14 protein-coding genes and 2 pseudogenes are annotated in these 16,479 nt (G+C 62.0%); 6 read left to right on the top strand and 10 right to left on the bottom strand.

Translation table 11 applies throughout. The annotated features are described in order from the left end of the window. Positions 1–68: 68 nt before the first annotated feature. Entirely contained in the window at positions 69–1,073 is a 1,005-nt protein-coding gene (locus tag U5A89_RS08885; protein WP_338160802.1) for an NAD(P)H-quinone oxidoreductase, read from the bottom strand. A 104-nt stretch (positions 1,074–1,177) separates the two neighbouring features. Between U5A89_RS08885 and U5A89_RS08880 the strand changes: the two genes are divergently transcribed. Further along, positions 1,178–1,375, top strand: a complete 198-nt coding sequence (locus U5A89_RS08880; protein WP_338160801.1) for a DUF1192 domain-containing protein — start codon at positions 1,178–1,180, stop codon at positions 1,373–1,375. A gap of 153 nt (positions 1,376–1,528) precedes the next feature. After that, positions 1,529–3,847, top strand: coding sequence for an ATP-dependent Clp protease ATP-binding subunit ClpA (gene clpA / locus U5A89_RS08875; protein ID WP_338160800.1), 2,319 nt, complete (start codon positions 1,529–1,531; stop codon positions 3,845–3,847). A gap of 134 nt (positions 3,848–3,981) precedes the next feature. Here the strand turns inward: clpA and U5A89_RS08870 are convergent, their stop codons facing one another. Continuing rightward, positions 3,982–4,338 (bottom strand): UrcA family protein, encoded by a 357-nt coding sequence (locus U5A89_RS08870; RefSeq protein ID WP_338160799.1) that lies wholly within the window; start codon positions 4,336–4,338, stop codon positions 3,982–3,984. 320 nt (positions 4,339–4,658) lie between these two features. Here U5A89_RS08870 and U5A89_RS08865 point away from each other — a divergent pair, with 320 nt between their 5' ends. After that, on the top strand, positions 4,659–5,288 hold the full coding sequence (locus U5A89_RS08865) for a glutathione S-transferase family protein (RefSeq protein WP_338160798.1): 630 nt from the start codon (positions 4,659–4,661) through the stop codon (positions 5,286–5,288). A 268-nt stretch (positions 5,289–5,556) separates the two neighbouring features. Here the strand turns inward: U5A89_RS08865 and U5A89_RS08860 are convergent, their stop codons facing one another. From U5A89_RS08860 to U5A89_RS08850, 3 genes and pseudogenes are all read right to left on the bottom strand, one after another. After that, positions 5,557–6,291 carry a Bax inhibitor-1/YccA family protein gene (locus U5A89_RS08860; RefSeq protein WP_338160797.1) on the bottom strand — a complete coding sequence of 245 codons (735 nt, stop codon included), beginning with the start codon at positions 6,289–6,291 and terminating at the stop codon, positions 5,557–5,559. Between the two features lie 247 nt (positions 6,292–6,538). Next, positions 6,539–9,207 (bottom strand): annotated as a pseudogene (acnA, locus tag U5A89_RS08855) (aconitate hydratase AcnA). Beyond that, complete coding sequence (locus tag U5A89_RS08850; protein WP_338160796.1) at positions 9,204–9,503, bottom strand: hypothetical protein; 300 nt, start codon at positions 9,501–9,503, stop codon at positions 9,204–9,206. The pseudogene acnA and the gene U5A89_RS08850 overlap by 4 nt, the downstream one beginning before the upstream one ends. On the opposite strand from U5A89_RS08850, the gene U5A89_RS08845 reads away from it, so the two are divergent. Then, positions 9,502–9,732, top strand: coding sequence for a hypothetical protein (locus U5A89_RS08845; RefSeq protein WP_338160795.1), 231 nt, complete (start codon positions 9,502–9,504; stop codon positions 9,730–9,732). The genes U5A89_RS08850 and U5A89_RS08845 overlap by 2 nt on opposite strands. A 39-nt stretch (positions 9,733–9,771) precedes the next feature. Here the strand turns inward: U5A89_RS08845 and U5A89_RS08840 are convergent, their stop codons facing one another. The 3 genes from U5A89_RS08840 to U5A89_RS08830 are packed head-to-tail and all read right to left on the bottom strand — an operon-like array spanning position 9,772 to position 11,976. Further along, positions 9,772–11,526, bottom strand: a complete 1,755-nt coding sequence (locus tag U5A89_RS08840; protein WP_338160794.1) for a DUF885 domain-containing protein — start codon at positions 11,524–11,526, stop codon at positions 9,772–9,774. A 57-nt stretch (positions 11,527–11,583) separates the two neighbouring features. Next, complete coding sequence (locus tag U5A89_RS08835; RefSeq protein WP_338160793.1) at positions 11,584–11,787, bottom strand: DUF5818 domain-containing protein; 204 nt, start codon at positions 11,785–11,787, stop codon at positions 11,584–11,586. A 3-nt stretch (positions 11,788–11,790) separates the two neighbouring features. Then, on the bottom strand, positions 11,791–11,976 hold the full coding sequence (locus U5A89_RS08830; protein WP_338160792.1) for a DUF1328 domain-containing protein: 186 nt from the start codon (positions 11,974–11,976) through the stop codon (positions 11,791–11,793). 176 nt (positions 11,977–12,152) lie between these two features. Between U5A89_RS08830 and U5A89_RS08825 the strand changes: the two genes are divergently transcribed. Further along, positions 12,153–12,599 carry a ferritin-like domain-containing protein gene (locus U5A89_RS08825; RefSeq protein ID WP_338160791.1) on the top strand — a complete coding sequence of 149 codons (447 nt, stop codon included), beginning with the start codon at positions 12,153–12,155 and terminating at the stop codon, positions 12,597–12,599. A 5-nt stretch (positions 12,600–12,604) separates the two neighbouring features. Here U5A89_RS08825 and U5A89_RS08820 read toward each other — a convergent pair. Continuing rightward, positions 12,605–13,616, bottom strand: a pseudogene (locus U5A89_RS08820) (2-hydroxyacid dehydrogenase). A 130-nt stretch (positions 13,617–13,746) separates the two neighbouring features. Between U5A89_RS08820 and U5A89_RS08815 the strand changes: the two are divergent. Then, positions 13,747–14,217: an SH3 domain-containing protein gene (locus U5A89_RS08815; RefSeq protein ID WP_338160790.1), complete on the top strand. Its 471-nt coding sequence runs from the start codon at positions 13,747–13,749 to the stop codon at positions 14,215–14,217. A gap of 978 nt (positions 14,218–15,195) precedes the next feature. Here the strand turns inward: U5A89_RS08815 and U5A89_RS08810 are convergent. Continuing rightward, on the bottom strand, positions 15,196–16,476 hold the full coding sequence (locus U5A89_RS08810) for an amidohydrolase family protein (protein ID WP_338160789.1): 1,281 nt from the start codon (positions 16,474–16,476) through the stop codon (positions 15,196–15,198). Between the last annotated feature and the right edge of the window lie 3 nt (positions 16,477–16,479).

The raw sequence follows: 16,479 nt of genomic DNA, 5'->3' as shown, positions 1-16,479 counted from the left end.
CAGCTTTCGCTGGGATGACGAAGACTGGTTAACATCCGACAGTTTCGCTGTTGCTGTCAGTTGCTCCTTCAAACCACCAGCACGATCTTCCCGAAATGATCGCCTGCGTCCATGCGGGCGTGCGCCTCGGCCGCGTCCGTCAGGGCGAAGCGCTGGTCCATGGCCGGGCGCAGCTTGCCTTCGCCGACGAAGGGCCAGACGTTGCGCATCAGTTCGTCCGCGACCAGGCTCTTGAAACCGACCGAGCGAGCGCGCAGGGTCGAGCCAGTGATGGTCAGACGCCGTTGCATGACCGCGGGAATGAAGATGTCTGTCTTCGGCCCGCCCAGCGTCGCGATCGACACATGGCGGCCGTCTTCGGCCAGGCATTCCAGGTTGCGCGGGACATAGTCGCCGCCGACCATGTCGAGCACGGCCTGCACCCCCTGCCCGTCCGTGATCCGCTTTACTTCGGCGACATAGTCCTGCGTCCTGTAATTGATCGCATGGTCCGCGCCCCAGGCCTTCGCTTGCGCGCATTTCTCATCCGAGCCGCAGGTCACGATCACGCGCACGTCGAACAGGGTGCACAGCCGGATCGCCATCGTGCCGATGCCGCTGGTGCCGCCATGGACCAGCACCGTGTCGCCGCCCACGGCATAGGCGCGCTCGAACAAATTAGTCCATACGGTGAAGAGCGTTTCGGGCAGCGCCGCCGCTTCGACCAGGTCATAATCGTCGGGCACGGGCAGGCACTGGCCCGCGGGCGCCACCGCATATTCGGCATAGCCCCCGCCCGCCAGCAGCGCGCAGACCTTTTGCCCCACCAGCTCGTCGGCGCCGCTGCCGACCGCGACGATGGTGCCGGCGATTTCCAGCCCCGGAATGTCCGAAGCGCCCGGCGGCGGCGGATATTTGCCCTGTCGCTGCAGCACGTCGGGCCGGTTGACGCCTGCCGCCGCGACTTTGATCAGCACCTCGCCCTCGCCGGGCACCGGAACGGCTCGCCGCTGCGCCACCAGCGCTTCGGGGCCGCCCGGCGTAGCGATCGCGATCGCCGTCATATCTTCAGGCACTGCGCTTATCTCCGCCATATTGCCGCCCCCAGCCGTTAACCATGTTGCACCGCACCGGAAATCGACGGGCGGAGCGAGCGCCCTTATTGACAGAGTGGCCCGCAGGGTCAACATTACCGTTTATGGACAAGGATGACGATCTACCCCGCCGGGCTGACGATCCACTGGCCCGGCTGCTCCGACAGGATCTGGGCCCCTTGTCCGTGACCGAACTGGACGCCCGCATCGCCGCTCTGGAAGCGGAAATAGAACGGACCAGATCGACAAAAGAGCGCGCCGTTAACCATAAGGCAAGTGCCGAGGCGCTATTCAGGCGATGAACCCGCGCCTTGCCCCCTGCGCCTTTCAAGGCTTCTCCGGGCATGGGCAGTCTGGCAATTCGAGCGGATGGGACGCACGTCTTGATCCGGCGTCGAGCAATGCCGACATATGGTTCGATACCGCCCCTAGTCGGGGCCAGGAGTAGAACAGACATGCCATCCTTCGCACCCGCTCTGGAAACCACCTTGCACAATGCGCTGACGCACGCGTCGGAACGCAAGCATGAATATGCCACGTTGGAGCATCTCCTCCTGGCATTGATCGATGACGAACATGCGTCAAAGGTCATGCAGGCGTGCGGCGTGGAACTGGGCGAGCTGGGCGACGCGGTCACCCATTATCTCGACACCGAACTCGACAGCCTGAAGGTCGAAGGGTCCAGCGACCCGTCCCCCACCAGCGGGTTCCAGCGCGTGGTCCAGCGCGCGATCCTGCATGTCCAGTCGTCCGGCAAGGACGAAGTGACGGGCGCCAACGTGCTTGTCGCGCTCTTTTCCGAACGCGAATCCTATGCCGTCTATTTCCTGCAACAGCAGGATATGAGCCGTCTGGATGCCGTCAGCTTCATCAGCCACGGCGTCGGCAAGGGCACGCCCACGCCCGAGCGTCAGGAGACCAAGGGCGCTTCCGAGGAGGAAAAGAAGGTGCAGGACGGCAAGGGCAAGAAGGACAGCGCGCTCGACCAGTTCACCGTCAACCTGAATGAGAAGGCGGCGCGCGGAAAGGTCGATCCGCTGATCGGCCGCTCGTCCGAGGTGGATCGGACCATCCAGATCCTGTGTCGCCGGTCGAAGAACAACCCGCTTTATGTCGGCGATCCGGGCGTGGGCAAGACCGCCATCGCCGAAGGTCTGGCACGCAAGATCATCGAGGGCGAAGTGCCCGAGGTGCTAAGGGAAGCGGTCATCTATTCGCTCGACATGGGCGCATTGCTGGCGGGCACCCGCTATCGCGGCGATTTCGAGGAGCGGTTGAAGGCGGTCGTCACCGAACTGGAGAAGATGCCGCATGCGGTCCTCTTCATCGATGAGATTCATACGGTGATCGGCGCGGGCGCGACCAGCGGCGGTGCGATGGACGCGTCGAACCTGCTGAAACCCGCTTTGTCGGGCGGCACGATCCGGTGCATCGGGTCGACCACCTACAAGGAGTTCCGCAATCATTTCGAAAAGGATCGCGCGTTGTTGCGCCGGTTCCAGAAGATCGACGTCAACGAGCCGTCGGTCGAGGATACGATCAAGATCCTTGCGGGCCTGCGCACCGCGTTCGAGGAGCATCATCACGTCAAATATACGCCGGACGCGATCAAGGCGGCGGTGGAATTGTCGGCGCGCTACATCAACGACCGCAAGCTGCCGGACAAGGCGATCGACGTGATCGACGAAGTCGGCGCGATGCAGATGCTGGTGGTGCCGTCCAAGCGCAAGAAGACGATCACGCCCAAGGAGATCGAGCAGGTCATCGCGACCATGGCCCGCATTCCCCCCAAGACGGTGTCGTCCGACGACAAGACCGTGCTGAGTTCGCTGACCACCGACCTGAAGCGCGTCGTCTTCGGTCAGGACAAGGCGATCGAGGTGCTGTCCTCCGCGATAAAGCTGTCGCGGGCGGGCCTGCGCGATCCCGACAAGCCGATCGGCAACTATCTCTTCTCCGGCCCGACCGGCGTCGGCAAGACGGAGGTGGCGCGCCAACTGGCGTCGATCATGGGCATTCCGCTCCAGCGGTTCGATATGTCGGAATATATGGAACGCCATTCGGTCAGTCGGCTGATCGGTGCCCCTCCGGGCTATGTCGGCTATGACCAGGGCGGTCTGCTGACCGATGCCGTCGATCAGAACCCGCATAGCGTGTTGTTGCTGGACGAGATCGAGAAGGCGCATCCCGACCTGTTCAACATCCTGTTGCAGGTTATGGATAATGGCCGCCTGACCGATCACCACGGCAAGACCGTCGATTTCCGCAACACCATCCTCATTATGACTACCAATGCCGGTGCGTCGGATATGGCGAAGGAAAGCATTGGCTTTGGCGAGTTCACTCGCGAGGATGTGCAGGAAGACGCGGTCAAGAAGCTGTTCACCCCGGAATTCCGCAACCGGCTGGATGCGATCGTGCCGTTCGACTATCTGCCGACCGAAGTGGTCGCGCGGGTCATCGACAAGTTCGTGCTGCAACTGGAACTGCAACTGGCCGACCGCGACGTCCACATCACGCTGGACGACGAGGCGAAGGCGTGGCTCACCAAGAAGGGCTATGACAAGCTCTATGGCGCGCGCCCGATGGGCCGTTTGATGCAGGAAAAGATCAAGCAGCCGCTGGCGGAAGAACTGTTGTTCGGCAAGCTGGTCCATGGCGGCGAAGTCCATGTCCATATGAAGGATGAGGCGCTGGCCTTTGAGATCACCCCCGCTGCCCCGAAAAAGGGCAAGAAGGGCGGCAAAGCTAAGACGACCGAAGGCACGAAATAAACGGTGCCATAAGCAAAGGAAAAGGGCGGCCAGCGATGGCCGCCCTTTTTGTTTCTGTCTGGCGGACTACCGAAAATAGCCCTATGAAAAAGAGGCGTCATCGCTGACGCCCCCTCTTCATCTACAGCATGGCGTCAGGGCTTGGTCACCATGATCGCGACCTTTGCCGGATCGCCGGCGTAGCGCTGGTTCCGCGCCTTTGCGACGGCCAGTTCGACCTGCGGCAGGGTGGACGCGGCGGCATCGCGCTTGCAGCGATTTTGTTCCATCTTTTCGGCCAGGCTGCGTCCATCGTTCGATCCGCAAACGGCGCGGATGGCGAAATGGATGCGCTGGTCCAGCAGCGCCTTGCCCTGCGCCGACGACAGATCCAGGCCGGCGAAGCTGACTTCGCGGCTGACCGGAACCCGCTCAGCGGCGCCAGCGATCGAACCGGTCATGGAAAGCATTACGCCGGACAGGATCACGGCCTTTGCATAGATATTGGACATTAGTAAAACTCCCGCGGTTGCATTTATTTTACGAGTATTATGCAAGCATATTACGCTTCTATCTACTCGACCTTGCTACCCGCGGTCCCAATTGAACAATATTATGTCTTAATCATGACAAGAACAGATGTAAAATTAATGAGATCGTTACCATATACTGCGGCTTAGTTCAGGTTATAACATTATATATTCATAACCAGCTCAAGTAACGTGCGACAGGCTGCGACGGATTTGGCCGACGGATCAGCGATCGCGCAAATCGGGGTGGCGCGCGGCGCGATGATGCGCCACCTTCCCAGCATCCAAAGCAGGAGTGGACCATGGCCCAGCAACTCACCCTCTATACCAACCCCATGTCGCGCGGACAGATCGCTCGCTGGATGCTGGAGGAGGTCGGCGCACCCTATGAAACGGTGATCCTGGATTATGCCGACGACATGAAGGCGCCCGATTATCTGGCGATTAACCCGATGGGCAAGGTGCCAACGATCGTCCATGACGGGAAGGTCGTGACCGAATGTGCGGCGATCTGCGCCTATCTGGCCGACGCCTTCCCCGCCGCCAATCTCGCCCCGGCATTAGGCGAGCGCCATGCTTATTATCGCTGGCTGTTCTTCGCTGCGGGGCCGGTCGAATCCGCCGTCACCAACAAGGCGATGGGCTTTGTCGTGCCGGACGGGAAGGAACGTAGCGCGGGATATGGATCGTTCGACGGCACGATCGACGCGCTTGAAACGGCGGTGTCGGGGGACGCGTGGATTTGCGGCGACCGGTTTACCGCCGCCGATGTCTATGTCGGCGCGCAGGTCGATTGGGGGATGAGTTTCAAGACCATCCCACCCCGCCCCGCCTTTGAGGCCTATGCGGCGCGCCTGCGCGAACGTCCGGCCTATAAGCGGCAGAAAGAGATCGATGGCGCGTTGATTGCGGCGATGCAGAAGAAGGGGTGATTAGGACGGGGACCGTAGGTAGGCAGCAGGCCTGTCGGTAACGTTGAGTTTTCTGGACCCCGGCCTGCGCCGGGGAACAGTTCGGTGTTCGTGCCTTTTGCTATGGAGCATCTGCGTTGCGCGGATGCTCGAGTCCGCGCGCATGCGAGAGTGCGGGACTGGGTTCCCGCCTGCGCGGGAACACGTAAACTATGTGGAGAACATATGTGAAAAGGCCCAGCGGATCGCTCCGCCGGGCCTTTTTTCTAATGCAGGTTCGCGCTTGCGATCAGCGGCGGTCGCCGAACAGGCGCAGCAGGAACAGGAACATGTTGATGAAGTCGAGATAGAGGCTGAGCGCGCCCATCACCACCGTCTTGCCCATCATGTCCGTGCCCGCGACATGGGCGTAGATGCTCTTGATCTTCTGCGTGTCATAGGCGGTGAGGCCCGCGAACAGCAGGACGCCGACGCCACTGATCACCAGGTCCATCACGCTGGATTTGAGGAACAGGTTGATCAGGCTGGCGACCAGCAGGCCGACCACGCCCATGATCAGGAAGGTGCCGAAGCCCGACAGATCCTTCTTCGTGGTGTAGCCGAACAGGCTGAGGCCCGCGAAGGCTGCGGCCGTTGCGAAAAAGGTCTGCGCGATCGACGTGCCGGTATAGACAAGGAAGATCGAGGACAGCGACAGGCCCATCACGGCGGCATAGGCCCAGAACAGCGCCTGCGCCGCGAACGTCGACAAACGGTTGATGCCGAAGCTGAGCACCATCACGAACACCAGCGGCGCGAACATGATGACATATTTGAGGATGCCGGGACCGGCGAGCACCTGATAGGCAAGCCCACTCGATGCGAACAGCAATGCGACGATGCCGGTCAGCAGCACGCCGCTCGCCATATAATTATAGACCGACAGCATATAGCGGCGCAGTCCGGCGTCGAACGCCGCGCCGCGCGCAGCGGTAGCGCCGCCAAAGCCCGCAATGTCGGAACGGGGGTCGGACCAGTTGGCCATGAAAATCGTCTCCTTCGTCGGCATCTATTGCCGACCCATCTATTATCGGCGCTTCGGGTCGCGGATTCAAGCCAAACCGGCATGATGGCAACAGAAGATGCAGAACGGCGCGATCTAGTAAACGACCGCGAAAGACCGGGCGTTGCGTAGCAATGAAGTAGCAACACGAACGCCAGCCGTGGTTCATGAAAAGGGGCGCCCTCTTGTCGAGGACGCCCCTTATTTCTCTTGTCGCTATGGCAGTGGATCAGGCGGCCAGCTTACGCAGGACGTACTGGAGGATGCCGCCGTTCAGGAAATATTCCAGTTCGTTGATCGTATCGATCCGGCAGAGCGCGGTGAAGGTGAAGGTCGAACCGTCCGCGCGGGTGACCAGCACGCCCACATCCTGGCGGGGCTTGAGGCCACCGACATTGGTGATGGTGAAGCTCTCGTCACCGGTCAGGCCCAACGTATCCTTGTTCTCGCCATTCTTGAACTGGAGCGGCAGCACGCCCATGCCGACCAGGTTCGAACGGTGGATACGCTCGAAACTTTCGACGATGACCGAACGGACGCCCAGCAGGTTGGTGCCCTTGGCCGCCCAGTCGCGCGAAGACCCGGTGCCATATTCCTTGCCGCCGATGACGACCAGCGGCGTGCCGTCGGCCTTGTGCTTCATCGCCGCGTCGTAGATCGGCAGGGTTTCGCCCTTGTAGCTGGTCATGCCGCCTTCGACGCCGTCCAGCATCAAATTCTTGATGCGGATGTTGGCGAAGGTGCCGCGCATCATGACTTCATGATGGCCGCGACGCGCGCCGTAGCTGTTATAATCAGCCTGCGCGACCTGATGCTCGCTCAGCCATTGGCCCGCGGGCGACGATGCCTTGATCGAACCGGCAGGGCTGATGTGATCGGTAGTGATCGAATCGCCGAAGATCGCCAGCGGCTTGGCCTCGATGATGTCGTTCACCGGTGCCGGGGTCATGCTCAGCCCTTCGAAATAGGGCGGGTTGGCGACATAGGTGGAGCCTGCGCGCCAGCTATAGGTGTCGCTGCCCGTGACATCGATCGCCTGCCAATGGGCGTCGCCCTTATAGACATTGGCGTAGCGCGCCTGGAACATCGCGCGGTCCATGCAGCCCGCCATGGTCGAAGCGACTTCGTCATTGGTGGGCCAGATGTCCTTGAGATAGACGTCATTGCCCGCCGTGCTGACGCCGATCGGGGTGGTGATGAAGTCTTCGATCACCGTGCCCTTGAGCGCATAGGCGACGACCAGCGGAGGCGAGGCGAGGAAGTTGGCGCGCACGTCCGGCGACACGCGGCCTTCGAAGTTGCGGTTGCCCGAAATGACGGCGGCCGCGACCAGGCCGTTTTCGTTGATCGCCGCGCTGATTGCGGGCGCCAGCGGGCCGGAGTTGCCGATGCAGGTGGTGCAGCCATAGCCGACCAGGTTGAAGCCGACGGCGTCCAGATGCGATTGCAGACCGGCGCGTTCCAGATAGTCGGTGACGACCTGGCTGCCGGGGGCAAGCGAGGTCTTGACCCACGGCTTGGGCTTGAGGCCCAGTTCGTTCGCCTTCTTGGCGACGAGGCCGGCGGCGACCAGGACGCCGGGGTTCGACGTGTTGGTGCAGCTGGTGATCGCGGCGATGGTGACGTCGCCGTCGCCAATGTCGAAATCCTTGCCCTCGACCGGAACGCGCTGCTGCGCCTTCTTGTAGACGTTCGCCAGATCGGCGTTGAACACGTCATCGACTTCGGGCAGCGCAACGCGGTCCTGCGGGCGCTTGGGACCGGCGAGGCTGGGGACGACGGTGGCAAGGTCCAGTTCCAGCGTGTCGGTGAAGACCGGGTCGAGCGCGGGGTCGATCCAGAATCCCTGTTCCTTGGCATAGGCTTCGACCAGCGCGATATTCTCGTCCGTGCGGCCGGTCAGGCGCATATAGTCGAGCGTCTTGTCATCGATGCCGAAGAAGCCGCAGGTGGCGCCATATTCCGGCGCCATGTTGGCGAGCGTGGCACGGTCGGCCAGCGACAGCGACGCCAAGCCAGGGCCGAAATATTCAACGAAGCGGCCGACCACGCCCTTGGCGCGCAGCATCTGGGTACAGGTGAGGACGAGATCAGTGGCGGTCACGCCTTCCTTCAGCGCGCCGACCAGCTTGAAACCCACGACTTCGGGGATCAGCATGGAGACAGGCTGGCCCAGCATCGCCGCTTCCGCTTCGATGCCGCCCACGCCCCAGCCGAGCACGCCCAGGCCGTTGATCATGGTGGTGTGGCTGTCGGTGCCGACGCAGGTGTCGGGATAGGCGACGGTGACGCCGTCCGGGCCTTCGCTCGACCAGACCGCCTGGGCGATATTTTCCAGGTTCACCTGATGGCAGATGCCGGTGCCCGGGGGACGGCGTAGAAATTGGCGAGCGACTTGCTGCCCCATTTCAGGAAGTCGTAACGCTCCATATTGCGCTGATATTCGATTTCCACATTCTGTTCGAACGCCTTGGGCGTGCCGAATTCATCGACCATCACCGAGTGGTCGATGACGAGGTGGACGGGCACCTGCGGGTTGATCTTGCTGGCGTCGGCGCCCAGCGCGTTCATCGCGTCGCGCATGGCGGCCAGATCGACCACGCAAGGCACGCCGGTAAAGTCCTGCAGCAGCACGCGCGCGGGGCGATACTGGATTTCCCGCTCGGCCTTGCCGCGGTCATTCTGCCAGTCGATGATCGCCTGGATATCGTCGGTGGTGACGGTGACGCCATCTTCGAAGCGGAGCAGATTCTCCAGCAGCACCTTCATCGAGAAAGGCAGGCGCGATACGTCGCCCAGCTTGGCCGCAGCCTTCTTCAACGAATAATAGGCAATGTCCTTGCCGTCGACGTTCAATACGTCGCGCGTGCCCAATGTGTCCTGTCCGATGGCGGTCATAAGATGTGCGTCTCCTCGCATGGCGCTGCGGCCAGAGGATGAACGCGATTCCACCAGAAGCTCGCCAGACGGCGACGAACAGCCGGTAGGCAAGGTGGCGGGCAAGCGCCCCAACCAATGGTCGAAGCAGGTATGTCCCGATGTTGCAGCGCCATACAGATTAGGGCCGTCAAGTCAAATGGACAAAACAGCTGATGATGCGCCTGAAACGCGGATTTCTCTGCTAATCGTTCGCAATAGGAAACAAAGGCTTTTGCGCGGGTTTCTTCGTTCGCAATGAGGGGAAATTCAGCCATGACGATGACTGCTTTGGGTGCGACCGCCGAACCCCGTGCGGCGCTGCTGGCTTATCGCCCCGGACGCAACACCCCCTGCCCCGCCTGTGGGGAGCGGCAATGGCTGGTTGGACGGATTGTAGCGGAATGCGCCTGTTGCGAGGCGGCGCTGCCGATCGATGTCGCTTATCGCGGATGGAGCGGGACGCTGGCGCGACCGGCAAGATTGGATCGCTTTCCGATCGCCTGATGCATGTGACGCGCCGACATCAGCCAGCGCGTCCGTCCATCAACGCCGCTGTTCCGCCGCAATCCAGCCGTCTATCTGGCTTTCCAGCACCGTGAGCGGCACCGCCCCCTGCGCCAGCACCGCGTCATGAAAACGGCGCAGGTCGAATTTTGGCCCCAGCGTCTTTTCCGCCCGCATGCGCAATTCGCGAATCTTGATCTCACCCAGCTTGTAGCCCAGCGCCTGGCCCGGCCAACTGATATAGCGATTGACCTCCGCATCGATATTGGCGTCGGACAGCGCGCTATTGCTCTTCATGAAGGCGACCGCCTTTGCCTTGTCCCAGCCCTTGGCGTGAATGCCCGTATCCACCACCAAGCGGCAGGCGCGCCACATTTCATAGGAAAGGCGGCCCATCATCTTTTCGGGCGTGTCGTAGAGGCCCATCTCTTCGCCCAGATATTCGGTATAGAGCGCCCAGCCCTCCACATAGGCGGTGAAGCCCGCCAGATATTTGCGGAAGGGCGGCAATGGCAATTCCTGTTGCAGCGCGATCTGGTTGTGGTGGCCCGGCACTGATTCATGCGCAGTGAGCGCAGGCAGTTCCCAATAGGGGCGCTGGTCCAGTTTGGACGTGTTGACGAAATAGGTGCCGGATATGCCGCTTTCGGGCGCGCCCGGCATATAATAGGCCGTCGTCGTCCCCTCCGCCTCGGCCGCCGGGATGGCCTTGAGGCCGTAGGGCAAGCGCGGCAACGTGCCGAAATAACGCGGCAGCAGCCCGTCGATCATCTTGGCCTGGCGCGCCGCGACGCGCAGCAGTTCTTCGGGCGTCCTGGCATAGTAGCTGGGGTCGGTGCGCAGATGCTGGATATAGGCGGCGCGGCTGGGATAGCCCGCCTTGGCTGCGATCTCGTCCATCCGTTTGCCGATGCGGGCGACTTCATCCAGCCCGATCTGGTGGATTTGGTCAGGCGTCAGGTCGGTCGTGGTGTGCGCCTTCACCCGGCTGGCATACCAAGCCGCGCCGCCGGGCAAGGCGGCGGCGCTGTCAACCTTGCGGCGATGGGGTAGGTATTCTGCGACGAATATATCATGCCATTTGCGATATTCGGGCGTCAGGACGTCGCGGATCAGCGCCACGGCGCGTGCCTGCATAGCGCCCCAGTCGGCATCGCTGATGTCGCGGGGCTTGGCGCGCTTGAACGGTTCGTAGAAGCGCGTGTCTTCAGGCTTGCCGTCCACGATGCCGCTGATCGTGCCTGCGTAATTTTGCAGCACCGAACAGGGCTGGACATAGCCGCCCTTGATCGCCTGCCGCGTGATATCCAGCGCGTCGGCATTCAGTTTCGGGTAGAGCGAAAGACGTGTGAGATAGCTGTCATAGTCAGCGCGATTGTAGAAGGGCAGCCCGTCAGCCATGCCGGAAAAGCCCTGATGCCAGCCATAATAGCTGGTGAACAGCATCAGCCGTTCGGCCTGATGCCGGTCGCCGTCGATATCGTCCCGCAGCATCCACAGCAGCACGTCGCGGTTCACCCGATCCGCGCCATCGAGTTGCTGCACGGGGACGGCGTTCAACCGGGCGACGAACCCCTGTTCGGCCTTGATCTGCGCATCGCGTGCGGTGAGCGACATATCGCTGATACGGTCGTCATAATCGCGGACACCGCGCGCGGTCGCTTCGACCGGATGGGTGGAGAGATACCAGGCCCAATGATCGTCGATGACTTTCGTCAGTTGATCATGGGGCGTTTGCGCCTGCGCCAGGACAGGCGTGGCGACGGCGAGCATCAGGGATATAATCTTGCGCATGGACGCAATGAATTGCGCGTTCGGCGGCATTTGGCAAGGGGCAGATAGTAGGCCGGGTCAGGCGGCAGCGACGCCTTCCGCCTCGACGATACCGTCGCCTGCGTAGAAGCCCGTGATGCGTACCCGCTTTTCGACATGATCGACGGGTACGCGCAACAGGACGAGGCGGTAGCTGCCGCCAAGATCGCGCTGGAGCAGGAAACCGCCATCGTCGCGCAGTAACCTGCCGGTTTCGTCCACTCCAGCGCCGATCTCTGTCATATGTTAGTCAATCGCGTCCTTGATGCCCTTGCCAGCCAGCAGTCCGAGTACGAGGAAAACCGCGAAAACGGCAAGCGCGATGAAGAACAAGATCTTGGCAATACCGACGAAGGTGCCGGCAGCGCCGCCGAAACCAAGCAGGGCCAGCACGGCGGCGATGACGAGGGAAATGACGGCGAGTTTCAACATGGCGATATCCTTATCGTTTCGAAGGCGGTCTATCCTTCTCAACCGACAGCGACGATGGTTGTTCCCGCGGCGACTTATGGTGGTTATCACCAAGTTAAGGTTGAATATCAGTCGCTTGATTGAACAAAGTCTTTCCGTCGGCGGTTCAATATCGGCCTCATCATAAGGAGAAGCCGATGTCTACCAATCATGCCATCAGCAAGCTGGACGACCTGATCACCACCTTGATCGACAGCGTCAAAGGCTATGAGCATAGCGCCGACAAGGTGAAGTCGGACGCGTTCCAGACCCTGTTTCGCGATCTGGCGGCGGAGCGCGGCAAAGCGGTCGATCTGTTGCAGGCGCGCAGCCGGGCCTTGGGCGGCGATCCTAACGCTTTCGGTTCTGTCGCAGGCACCGTACATCGCCGGATGGAAGATATTTTCGTGGCGCTGGGCGGCGGCGACAAGGCGGTGATCCAGGCGATCGACCGTGGCGAGGATTATCTGCGCGAGGAGTTCGAGCGCGTGATCAAGGACGAGGCGATCGATCCGGAAACGCTGGATGTGGTGCGCCACGCCTATGCATCGGTGGCGCATGGGCATGGGGTGGTGAACGGATTGAAAGAGCAGCTTGCGGCTTAGCCGGACTAGACCCAGCCTTCCAGCACCTGGTTGGGCGGGCGGTGGCCATCGACCCAGGTGCGGATGTTGGCGATAACGCGCGCGCCGGTCGCGTCCCGGCCTTCGAACGTCGCCGATCCCATATGTGGCAACAGCACGACATTGGGCAACGCCAGCAGCCGCGCGTCGACCGCCGGTTCGTGGGTATAGACGTCGAACCCCGCCCCTGCGATCCGCCCTTCGTCCAGCGCGGCGATCAGCGCCTGTTCGTCGGTGATTTCCGCCCGCGACGTGTTGATCAGATAGGCATGGGGCGGCATCAGCGCGATCCGGCGCGCGTCGATCAGGCCACGGCTGTCGGCGTTCAACGGGCAGTGGATCGACACGATGTCGCTGGCCGCCAGCAACGCGTCATGATCGCCATGCCATTCCGCTTCCAGTTCCTGCTCCACTTCGAAAGGCAGGCGGTGGCGATTGTGATAGGCGATCGACAGGCCGAAGGCGCGGGCGCGGCGGGCGACGGCGCGGCCGATGCGGCCCATGCCGATGATCCCCAGCTTCTTGCCGCCGATGCGGTGGCCGAGCATGCCCGAGGGACTCCAGCCGCGCCATTCGCCCGATCGTACCAGCTTCCCCCTCCGCCAGGCGGCGGGGGACGGACAGGATCAGCGCCATCGTCATGTCCGCGGTATCCTCCGTCAGGACGCCGGGCGTGTTGGTGACGATGATCCCCTTGGCGCGCGCGGCGGTCAGGTCGATATGATCGACGCCGCTGCCGAAGCTGGCGATGAGTTGCAGGCGGTCCGACGCCCCTTCGATCAAAGCGGCGTCGATCGGGTCGCTGATGCAGGGGACCAGCACGTCGCACTGGGCCATGGCGCGGGCGAGTTCGGTGCGGTTCATCGCGACGTCGCCGATGTTGAAACTGGCGTCGAACAATTCGGCCATGCGCGCCTCCACATTGGGCGGCAAGCGGCGCGTGACGATGACGCGCGGCTTGGCGGGACGCGGTGGAGTCTTGCGCGGTCTCTGGGCCATGGATCAAGCCGCTATTCCCGCCCGCGGCCCCGGTCAAGCGGATATGGACGGATGGCGCGATCAGCGCTTGTCGCGGCGGCCCGGCCGGGCGTATGGAATGACCATGGGTGACTTTGGGAATGGATCGAACATGAAGCGCCTTATGCTGGGTGCGGGCGTGATTGGCGCCGTGGTAGCGGCAGGCGCAGCGCTGGCCGCGCCGGGCAAGCCGGTCCCCTATTGGGCGTCGCTGTCGCATGACGAAGCACGGATGCGCGTGGGGCCGAGCCTGGATTACCCGTCCAATTGGATCTATCGCCGCCGGGATTTGCCGGTCAAGGTGGTGCAGGTGCTGGGCCTGTGGCGCAAGGTGGAAGACCCCGACGGCGCACAGGGATGGATGCATGTCCGGCTGCTGAGCGATACGCCGACTGCGATCGTCAGGGCCGACGTGGCACCGTTGCGCGAATCGCCAGGCGATGGCGCGCGGGCGCTGTTCCGCGCGGAACGTGGCGTGGTGGGACGGCTGGGCGATTGCTCGGGCGGCTGGTGCACCTTCGACGCGAAGGGGCAGCGCGGTTATGTGAAGGCCAGCGATATCTGGGGCGCGACCGACAAATAGGATTTGTCGCGCTTAACTTCGCATATTTCCTGCCGATCGCGACATTTTGATGCCGATGTGGGACATTTCGTTACGCTGCGCAGAGCGGGTCGGACGATGTGCAAGAGCCGTGTTTCATCTAGCAGGATCGTGGCGTGTAGGACAGATCCGGTGAGAAGTGGGGGCTCCATTTCCGCCGTGTCGGCCCTGTGTAATCGACAATGAGTCACCTGCCGTGTTTCGAGAACCATATTCAGCCCTTGCGCCGTGTAGGCCGGTTGGGAGATGGGTTTCCGCGTTGGCCTGCAGCCGCCTTCGGGGTGAAGGAATAACGAAAGGACTGTCTGCTTTCTATATCCGGTTGATCGAAATCAGCCGTGATATATGATGTCACGTACGCGCCTTAGCGCTGAAGCCAGTAGCTACAAGGACGCAAAAATGGCATTTTTCTTAATATTTCTCTGGGCCATCGGAATATCAGCGATAATAATTTGCTTTAATAATAGATGGATATTTTCTTCATTGTTTTCATTTTTGATAGGGTCATATACTTTATCAAGATACAATGATATAATACTTCTTCTCTGGATTGGAATATTATTTATTACATTTGGAGTAATTGTTATAATATGCCATTTTTTTAGACATTTTTTGCTAAGAAAAATGGAATAATATCCGCTGTGTCTTAGTATTGATTTTGCACATCTCCGTTAAATGCTTTCGGAGCAACCAACATTGATCATTTCGGGCGCGATAGCTTTCAGCAAGTCTGTTCGCTACCGGGTAACGTGTAGGGGCGGAAGCGAAGCATAAGCCCTGCTCTTCCAAGCGGGCATGCGCGAAGCGAAGCGGCAGAGCGCCGCTTTGTGGCGCACCCACCCCCGGCCCCTCCCTTACAGGGAGGGGAGAAGGAGGGGCCGCTCAGATTTTGGGTCGCCGCTTTTGACCGGCAATTTCTCTCATGCCCAAAGACAAGGGGGCCGAAGCCCCCCTTCCCTTTTACCATTCATAGGCCTTGGGCAGCGCGCCTTCCTGCGGGGTGGCGTAGCGGTCGCGGAGTTTGGTCTGGCGGTCGTCCAAGGGTTGGGCGATGCCGTCGATCCAGACGGCGATCGGGGCGGAGGTCATTTCCAGGGGGTCGCCGTCCCAGATCACCACGTCGCCCGCCTTGCCGGCCTTGAGCGATCCGATGCGGTCGCCAAGGCCCATCGCTTCGGCGGGAGCGGCGGTGATGGTGCGAAGCGCCTGGCCCCAGCTGAGGCCGGTCGCGCCGGGCACTTTTAGAAGCGCGACCATATTGCCCGCCTGCTGGGTCGCGGCGCGCAGTTGCAGGGCGTCGTCGCCGGTGAGCATCCCCATGGAGACGCTGACGCCTGCCTTCACCATGCGGCCGACATTGCTTTGCGTTGCGGCGAGTTTTTCGAAGCTGGAGGGCAGGTCTTCCAGCCCAGCGGTGATGACCGGCACCTTGGCCGCGGCGATCTGTGCGGCAACCATCCAGCCTTCGGTCGCGCCCGCCAGGATCAGCTTCAACGCCGGGAAATCCTGGCGCAGGGCCAGCACGGCGAGGATGTCGCGCGCGCTTTCGGCATGGACCATCAACGGCATCGTGCCGCTGACGACCGGGACCAGGGCTTCGGCATCGACACGGTTGAGTAATGCATCCTTCGAGCGGCCGTCATAGCTGGCGGGGGCTTTGGCATAGTCCTGCGCTTCGCGGAGCATCATCTTGAAAGTCAGGATCATCGCCGCGCGGCTGCCGCCCGCTTCCTCCGCGCCCGCTTCGCCCATTTCGACATATTGGAAGGCGCGGGCCTTGGTGATCGGGTTCATGTCTGCGCCGAGATCGACCACGGCGCCCTGCCCTGCGAAGATGCTGGCGGCGGTCGCGGGGGCGACGACGGCGCGGGTGACGCCTGCGGTGCGGCTGATCGCGATCGGGTTGGCGAGCGGGTTGATGACGGGCGCCACGTCGATCGCGGCGGAGAAGGGCGACTTGGCGGCGCGCGTGTCGTTGGTTTCGCGGACGGCCGGGACTTCGGCGAGGCCCACGCGCGAGAAGCCCGAAACGATGCCGGGCGTGACCCATTTGCCGCCTGCGTCGATGGTCTTGACGCCTGCGGGGATGGCGACGCCTGCGCCTGCCGCCACGACCTTGCCCGCAGCGATGACGACGGTGCCGTTTTTGATGGGTTCGGAGCCGTCGCCGATGGCGAGGGTTGCGCCGGTGATGGCGAGGGATTGGGCCAGGGCTGGGGTTGTGGTGGCGAGCGCCAGCATGAT

This window comes from Sphingobium sp. HWE2-09, assembly GCF_035989265.1.
Taxonomy (GTDB): domain Bacteria; phylum Pseudomonadota; class Alphaproteobacteria; order Sphingomonadales; family Sphingomonadaceae; genus Sphingobium.
This window is presented reverse-complemented; position numbering and strand designations above follow the sequence as displayed.